Genomic DNA, 7,705 nt, shown 5'->3' on the forward strand with positions numbered 1-7,705 from the left:
GAGCTTAGAGAAATCGCCAATGCACATCGTAATCTGCATCAAGCAGGTGCCGGATTCGGCACAGATCCGCGTCCACCCGGTGACGAACACGATCATGCGTCAGGGTGTGCCGACCATCATCAATCCTTACGACCTGTTCGCCCTCGAAGAAGCGCTCAAACTGCGCGACGTTCATGGTGGCGAGGTTACTGTGCTCACAATGGGTCCGCCCATGGCGGAGGACTCGCTGCGAAAGGCGCTCGGTTACGGTGCTGACCGAGCAGTTCTCTTGACGGACCGCTATTTTGCCGGATCCGATACGCTGGCGACCTCCTTTGCTCTTTCGCAAGCAATCGCAAAAATTGGGGAGACTTTCGGCAGGCCGGACATCGTCTTCACCGGCAAGCAGACGATTGACGGCGATACCGCCCAGGTCGGACCCGGCATAGCCAAGCGCCTGGATCTATCGCAACTTACCTATGTCGCGAAGATTGCCTCCATCGATCTCAAAACGCGCGAGATCGAAGTCGCGCGTCGCGCCGAAGGCGGCACCCAGTTGCTGAAGAGCAGACTCCCTTGCCTCATTACCATGCTGGAAGACACCAACGAAATCCGCCGGGGCTCGCTCCAGCAGGCTCTTTGCGCGGCGCGCAGCCAAGTCGTGAAGTGGACTGCAGCCGACGCCGGCATTGACGATCTCACCCGGTGCGGTCTGCGTGGCTCGCCGACAGTCGTCAAGCGTGTTTTCGCCCCCACCGCACGGGCAGAAAGCGCGGCGCAGATCGACACCGCGGAAAGGGGCTTGCAGGACATAGCCGATGAACTCATCGCCGATATCTTAACCCGCCGGCCGGCGCTGGAACATGAGCTGGCCTTCAACAGCGGCACGTGACGGCCAGGAGCAGAAAATGTCGACCGCAAGCCAAACTACCCCTCGCATTGCCCCCGGCCGTGCCGGTGTAAAGAAAGAACTTCCCGACCGTTTCAAAGACTACCGGCACGTGTGGGTCTTCCTCGAGCTCGAACGCGGCAATGTGCATCCTGTATCATTCGAACTGCTGGGTGAAGGCCGCAAATTAGCCGACAAGCTTGAAGTCCAGCTCGCGGGCGTCGTGCTGGGACCGCCGGGCGAGATGGTCGAGGACGCTGTTGCCGAGGCCTTCGCTTACGGGGCGGATCTTGTCTACATCGTCGATGCGCCGCCGCTCGCCGACTACCGGAACGAGCCGTTCGCCAAGGCGCTCACGGATCTGGTCAATACCCATAAACCCGAAATCCTCCTTCTCGGCGCGACCACACTGGGCAGGGATCTTGCGGGCTCGGTAGCGACAACCCTGCAGACGGGGCTCACGGCCGACTGCACAGAACTTGATGTAGATTCCGACGGTTCACTCGCCGCGACCCGTCCGACTTTTGGTGGCTCGTTGTTGTGTACGATCTATACACTAAACTACCGGCCGCAAATGGCGACGGTGCGACCAAGGGTCCTGCCTATGCCGCAGCGGGTGGATAAGCCGGTCGGGCGTGTCATGCGGCACAAGCTGTCGCTCGTTGAGGACGATATCGTCACCAAAGTCCTCGGCTTCCTGCCGGATAACCAGTCGGCAATGGCAAATCTTGCCTATGCGGATGTCGTGGTTGCGGGAGGCCTCGGTCTCGGCGCGGCGGAGAACCTTCAGCTTGTGAAGAATCTTGCCCGAGCGATCGGCGCCGAGCATGGCTGTTCGCGCCCCTTGGTCCAGAAGGGCTGGATGCCGGCTGATCGGCAGATTGGCCAAACTGGCAAGACCATTCGACCGAAGCTTTACATCGCGGCCGGAATTTCCGGCGCCATCCAGCACCGAGTTGGGGTCGAGGGGGCCGATCTCATCGTCGCGATCAACACCGATCCGAACGCGCCGATTTTCGAGTTCGCCCACCTCGGGATCGTCACGGATGCAATCCGCTTCCTGCCCGCACTGACGGAAGCCTTCACCCGGCGGCTGTCGCCGCACAGTCGAGACAAGCTTGCGAGTTGAGGGAGAGGACATGATTGAACAATTCGATGCCATTGTGGTCGGAGCCGGCATGTCCGGAAACGCAGCTGCTTACACTTTGGCAAGCCAGGGGCTGAAGGTACTGCAGTTGGAGCGCGGGGAATATCCGGGCTCTAAGAACGTCCAGGGTGCCATAATGTACGCGAACATGCTGGAGAAGATCATCCCGGACTTCCGGGATGATGCGCCCCTCGAGCGGCACCTGGTCGAACAGCGACTTTGGGTGATGGACGACACGTCTCACACCGGAATTCATTACCGGTCGGACGACTTCAATGAGGCGAAACCCAACCGCTACACGATCATCCGCGCCCAGTTCGACAAATGGTTTTCCCGCAAGGTGCGCGAGGCTGGCGCGACGGTCCTGTGTGAGACGACCGCGACGGAACTCGTCCGTGATGGCAATGGCAAGGTGATCGGCGTCCGCACAGACCGGGCTGGCGGAGTGGTCTTCGCGAATGTGGTCGTTCTCGCAGAAGGGGTGTCGGGATTGCTTGGCACTCGCGCAGGCCTGCGCGAGATGCCGAAGCCGGAGACCGTGGCGCTTGCCGTCAAGGAAATGCATTTCTTGCCCGAAGAGGTCATTGGCCAGCGGTTCGGTGTCAAGGGCGATGAAGGCTGCGTAATCGAGGCCGTGGGCACGATCTCTCGCAGCATGGCCGGGCTCGGCTTCCTTTACACCAACAAGGAGTCGATTTCACTCGGCATCGGCTGCCTGGTCTCGGATTTCGCCGCGACGATGGAGAGCCCGTCCGCCCTCCTAGATGCGATGAAAAACCATCCTTCGATCCGGCCGCTGATCGCTGGCTCGGAGGTGAAAGAATATGCCGCCCATCTTATCCCCGAAGGTGGTTACAGGGCCATTCCGCAGCTCTTCGGCGACGGTTGGGTCATCGTCGGCGACGCAGCGCAACTGAACAATGCCATTCACCGTGAGGGTTCGAACCTTGCCATGACCTCGGGTCGTGTCGCGGCTGAGGCGATCCTCAAAGTCAAAAGCCGCAACGGTCCTATGACCAAAGCGAACCTTGCGCTCTACAAGACGATGCTGGATGACTCCTTTGTGATCAAGGATCTTAAGAAATACAAGGACATGCCAGCCTTACTCCACACCAATTCCAGCAACTTTTTTGACAGCTATCCGCGGTTGATGTCGCATGCCGCTCAGAACTTCATGCGTGTCGACGGCACGCCGAAGATCGAGAAGGAAAAGAACACCACGGCCGCCTTCATCAACGCGCGCTCGCGCTGGGGGTTGGTCAGCGACGCGGTCCGCCTGGCATTGGCATGGCGCTGAAGAGGGTACAAGATGACGATCGCAGTGACGAAGGTTCGTGTCGAGGACAAGCTTTACCAGAACCGCTATCTGGTCGATTCCGGCCGCCCCCATATTATAGTGCGACCGCACGACAAGCCAAGCGCGAACTTGCTTGCGTTGACCTACGTCTGTCCAGCGAAATGCTATGAGTTGAATGACAAGGGTCAAGTCGAGATCACCGCCGACGGCTGCATGGAATGCGGCACCTGCCGGATATTGTGCGAGAAAGGCGGCGACATCGAGTGGAACTATCCGCGCGGCGGCTTTGGTGTCCTGTTCAAGTTCGGATGATCAGCCGGGACCGTGCCAAGAGCATGCCGGCAGCGAGCAACTGCGGCACACCATGAGCCTCTCCATCCACTTGCAAAGAGCTAGTGAATATTGGCCTTTCGCAATTCAAATTTCCTCGACTCGTTAGCGGTGTCCTCAGGCCACGGCGGTGCCCTGTGCGCCGGACTTACCACCGGTCACGTGGTCGAGCCCCTTTGGGACAACGTCCGGCCATCGTGCCGGATGGCAGCCACAACGGCCGGTGAGCAAGTGGAACGGCACAACCCATGACAAAGACGTATGTGCTAGTGCATGGTGCCTGGCATGGCGTTGGCGGGACGTGGCCGCCAATCTTCGCAAGATGGGATACCACGTGACCACGCCGACCCAGACAGGTGTCGGCGAACGCGCACATTTGCTGTGCAAGGACATCACGCCCGACACATTCGTGACCGACATCGTCAACCACATTGTGACGGAAGAGCTGAGCGATGTGATCCTTGTCGGTCACAGTCTAGGCGGCATCAGCATCACCGGCGCCGCCGACCGGATACCCGACCATATCAGCCATCTCGTTTATCTCGACGGCGCCATCGTCGAGAGCGGTCAAAGTGTATTCAGCACCATGCCCCCCGACATCGTCGCCGCCCGTCGAAAATTGGTTGCGGAGGAAGGACGGGGTATCTTCATGCCGACTCCGCCGCCAACAGCATTCGGCATTCCCGAGGGACACTCGCTCACGGACTGGGTGCGGCGCCGGATAACACCGCATCCGGCAGGCACCTACGAAAGCGGACTTAAGCTCGTGCACCCGCTCGGCAACGGCAGGCCCCGAACCTATGTCGTCTGCACTAATCCACTCCACCCGCCGATGGCGGGAGCGCGAGAATGGGTCGCGAAGCAGGATGGCTGGGCGTGGCAGGAACTCGCCACTGGCCACGACGCAATGATCCTCGCACCGACGGAAGTTGCTCTCCTTCTTAGCGCTGTCGGCTGAGGAACCAAGTAAAGGGTGAGCGGCGGCCGATTCTCAGGCCGCGGCCTTGAGTTCTGGTGCACGGATGTAGGCCCAACGGGTCGTTCCGGTGGCGCCACCGAAATCACTGCCGGAACAAAGGCGGGAGTGGCCTGTCCTGCGGACGTAGCAAGCTTGCGAGCGTTCCGCCGCGGCCGCAGCCCGTAGCGCCGGGCAACCTCCGAGATCACCGCGTTCGGCTCCAGGGTCTCGGCGATGACTCCGTCCCTTGTCGTCCATCGACCAATGCCGTCGACTAACAGCGCCGTTGATCACCTCGAAACGCCGAGGCTGCCGCTCAGGGTCAATCGTAAGTTCAAGTTCAGACACAAGCCGATCTCCGATCCACCTCAGAATGGCAGGCCCACAGATCGCGGGCACTCCTGGAAGGACACAGCGCTTACCCTTGAAATATGGAGAACCATGGCTTTACGCCGTCGGCAGTTGAGCTGATCTCGCAATGCTATTTCCCCCGGCAACGTCCGCGAGCTGGAGAACTGCGTGTAAAGAACAGCCACACTTGCGCGTTCTCCTCTGGAAGGAACCAATCTTTCGGAACGTGGCAATGTCATCGACGAGCTCTCACGGCCCAGCACGATGCCGGTTCGGCGCATCGGCGCCCCTGAACACGAGATAGCCGGTTGCGATTCTAACGATACGGCCGGACCGGCGCTGGGTCCGCGGCGGACGGAGCGTGACCGGCTGATCGACACAATGGAGAAGGCCGGCTGGGTTCAGGCTAATGCGGCTCGAATTCTCGGCCTCACGCCGCGACAAGTCGGCTAGGCGATACGCCGGCATAGCATCGAGGTGAAGGAAATTCTAAGAGCCTGGATGAGCCAATCGTCAGGCCAGTGGTCTTGCGCGCCCTCTGCGCGACAAGGAGTGCTTTGTGCTTCTGAACGGATTTGGACTTGCACTGTCGCAAGCAGGACAAAATTGTGTCGCGCCGGCCTCACACAACCCGACATCGACCCAAATAGTGAACTGAAGCCGCTTTTTTAAGTTGGTATGGCTCTTGCATCTTGAACCGCGACGTACCAGCAACGGAGCCGTTTGATGTCCTCACCGATAATTTCGATTGAGGGGCCGACTAGCACGACATCCGAGGGTTTTCTGGCAGCCGCGAAGTCCGGTGGCTGCGCACCGTCCTCCTACGGCTCGTCGCCGACCAGCCCGGGCGATGTGGATCCGGCTATTTGGGACAAGATCAAGGATCACCCCTGCTTTTCGGAGGAAGCGCATCACTATTTCGCGCGTATGCATGTGGCGGTCGCGCCGGCTTGCAATGTCCAGTGCAACTACTGCAATCGCAAATACGATTGCGCCAACGAGAGCCGGCCTGGTGTTGTGTCTGAGAAGCTGACGCCCGACCAAGCGCTACGCAAGGTCATCGCGGTTGCCAACAAAGTTCCGCAGCTTTCGGTTCTTGGCATCGCTGGGCCGGGGGATGCCTGTTACGACTGGGAGAAAACGAAGGCAACGTTCGACCGCGTCATCAGGGAAATCCCCGACATAAAGCTGTGCGTCTCCACCAACGGGCTCGTGCTGCCGGACCATGTCGCCGAGCTTGCCGAAATGAATGTTGATCACGTGACGATCACCATCAACATGGTCGACCCGGAAGTCGGCGCAAAGATTTATCCTTGGATCTTTTATGAAAATCGCCGCTACTTCGGCATCGAAGCCGCTCGAATCTTGCACGCGCGGCAGATGTTGGGCCTGGAAATGCTGAGCGCGCGCGGCATCCTCACCAAAATCAACTCGGTGATGATTCCTGGAGTGAACGACCAGCACCTGTTTGAGGTGAACAAAATGGTCAAGGAGCGGGGCGCGTTCCTGCACAACGTGATGCCTCTGATTTCGGACCCGGCGCACGGCACACACTACGGACTCATCGGGCAGCGCGGCCCGACGGCAATGGAGATGATGGCCCTTCAGGATCGACTTGAAGGTGGCGCCAAGTTGATGCGCCACTGCCGGCAGTGCCGGGCAGATGCTGTCGGCCTGCTCGGTGAAGATCGTGGCCAGGAATTCACGCTGGACGGGATTCCCGACGGTGTCACCTACGAGGCTGGCAAGCGTCAGGCCTATCGGCAGGTGGTCGCACACGAGCGCCGTGATCATGAGGCGGCGAGGAGCGAAGCCATCGGTATGGTCAAGGCAACAGACTCCGAAAAGTCGCTTCTGGTTGCGGTGGCCACTAAGGGAGGTGGACGGGTCAACGAACACTTCGGCCACGCGAAGGAATTCCAGGTTTATGAAGTCTCGCCTAGAGGGATCAGCTTGGTCGGGCATCGGAAGGTCGAGCGGTATTGCCTCGGAGGCGGGGGCGAAGACGCCATCCTCGAGGGCGTCATCGCTGCGCTCGAAGGCATACACATAGTGCTATGCGCCAAGATCGGAAATCGCCCGAAGGAACAACTCTCGCGAGCTGGACTGCGCGTAACCGACGCCTATGGCCATGACTACATCGAGACCGCAGTCAGCGCACTTTACGCGGCAGAGTTTGGGATCAGACCACTAGCGGCGACGGCCTGAGCCGTCTCGTCCGATAACCAGGAGTTAGAATGGCTTTCAAGATCATCGCATCCCAATGTACCCAATGCGGGGCCTGCGAGTTCGAATGTCCCTCGGAAGCGATCAAGTTCAAGGGCGACGCCTATGTGATCGATCCAATCAAGTGCACCGAATGCAAGGAGGCCTTCGATACGCAGCAATGCGTGTCGGTCTGTCCGGTACCGAAAACCTGCGTTCCCGCTTGATTCCTACCGAAACGGTCGGGTTCGCCGCACGAGGACGCCTGCAACCCGCGACCACACCAAAAGCCTCGAGAAAGGAATGGACAGCATGTGGTCCAGACGCGAACAGGAGGTCGAAATCGGCAGACCGCCACGGTTCATGCAGGGTGAGCGGGTCCGTGCGATACGCCACATAAAAAACGACGGCACCTATCCCGGCAAGGAGATCGGCGAAAACCTCGTGCGGAAGGGCGACGAAGGCTACGTGCGCGACATTGGAACCTTTCTCCAGCAATTCTTCATCTATGCAGTCGAATGGATCGATCGTGGCACGGTCGTCGGCATG

Annotated in this window: 9 protein-coding genes; all 9 read left to right on the top strand. The window is 59.7% G+C overall.

Annotation, left to right across the window (positions count from 1 at the left end; all coding sequences use genetic code 11):
* Positions 1-19 precede the first annotated feature (19 nt).
* The gene (locus EOB36_RS24365; RefSeq protein WP_095484276.1) at positions 20-871 is read left to right on the top strand and encodes an electron transfer flavoprotein subunit beta/FixA family protein; all 852 of its coding nucleotides are present in this window, start codon (positions 20-22) and stop codon (positions 869-871) included.
* Between the two features lie 16 nt (positions 872-887).
* Complete coding sequence (locus tag EOB36_RS24370; protein ID WP_128285899.1) at positions 888-1,997, top strand: electron transfer flavoprotein subunit alpha/FixB family protein; 1,110 nt, start codon at positions 888-890, stop codon at positions 1,995-1,997.
* 10 nt (positions 1,998-2,007) lie between these two features.
* A complete protein-coding gene (locus tag EOB36_RS24375; protein ID WP_126104972.1) occupies positions 2,008-3,312 on the top strand; it encodes an FAD-binding protein in 1,305 nt (434 codons plus the stop codon).
* A 12-nt stretch (positions 3,313-3,324) separates the two neighbouring features.
* Complete coding sequence (locus EOB36_RS24380; protein WP_024505235.1) at positions 3,325-3,624, top strand: ferredoxin family protein; 300 nt, start codon at positions 3,325-3,327, stop codon at positions 3,622-3,624.
* Between the two features lie 340 nt (positions 3,625-3,964).
* On the top strand, positions 3,965-4,600 hold the full coding sequence (locus EOB36_RS24385) for an alpha/beta hydrolase (protein WP_348631824.1): 636 nt from the start codon (positions 3,965-3,967) through the stop codon (positions 4,598-4,600).
* A gap of 732 nt (positions 4,601-5,332) precedes the next feature.
* Positions 5,333-5,404 carry a helix-turn-helix domain-containing protein gene (locus EOB36_RS35995; protein WP_348627600.1) on the top strand — a complete coding sequence of 24 codons (72 nt, stop codon included), beginning with the start codon at positions 5,333-5,335 and terminating at the stop codon, positions 5,402-5,404.
* A gap of 273 nt (positions 5,405-5,677) precedes the next feature.
* On the top strand, positions 5,678-7,159 hold the full coding sequence (gene nifB, locus EOB36_RS24395) for a nitrogenase cofactor biosynthesis protein NifB (RefSeq protein ID WP_126104970.1): 1,482 nt from the start codon (positions 5,678-5,680) through the stop codon (positions 7,157-7,159).
* A 29-nt stretch (positions 7,160-7,188) separates the two neighbouring features.
* The gene (locus EOB36_RS24400; RefSeq protein WP_126104969.1) at positions 7,189-7,383 is read left to right on the top strand and encodes a 4Fe-4S dicluster domain-containing protein; all 195 of its coding nucleotides are present in this window, start codon (positions 7,189-7,191) and stop codon (positions 7,381-7,383) included.
* Positions 7,384-7,468: 85 nt separating this feature from the next.
* Positions 7,469-7,705, top strand: a 237-nt coding sequence (locus EOB36_RS24405) for a nitrogen fixation protein NifZ (protein ID WP_164897601.1), incomplete at its 3' end; no start/stop codon positions are given.

Origin of the sequence: Mesorhizobium sp. M6A.T.Cr.TU.017.01.1.1 (assembly GCF_004023115.1) — a bacterium.
Lineage (GTDB): Bacteria > Pseudomonadota > Alphaproteobacteria > Rhizobiales > Rhizobiaceae > Mesorhizobium > Mesorhizobium mediterraneum.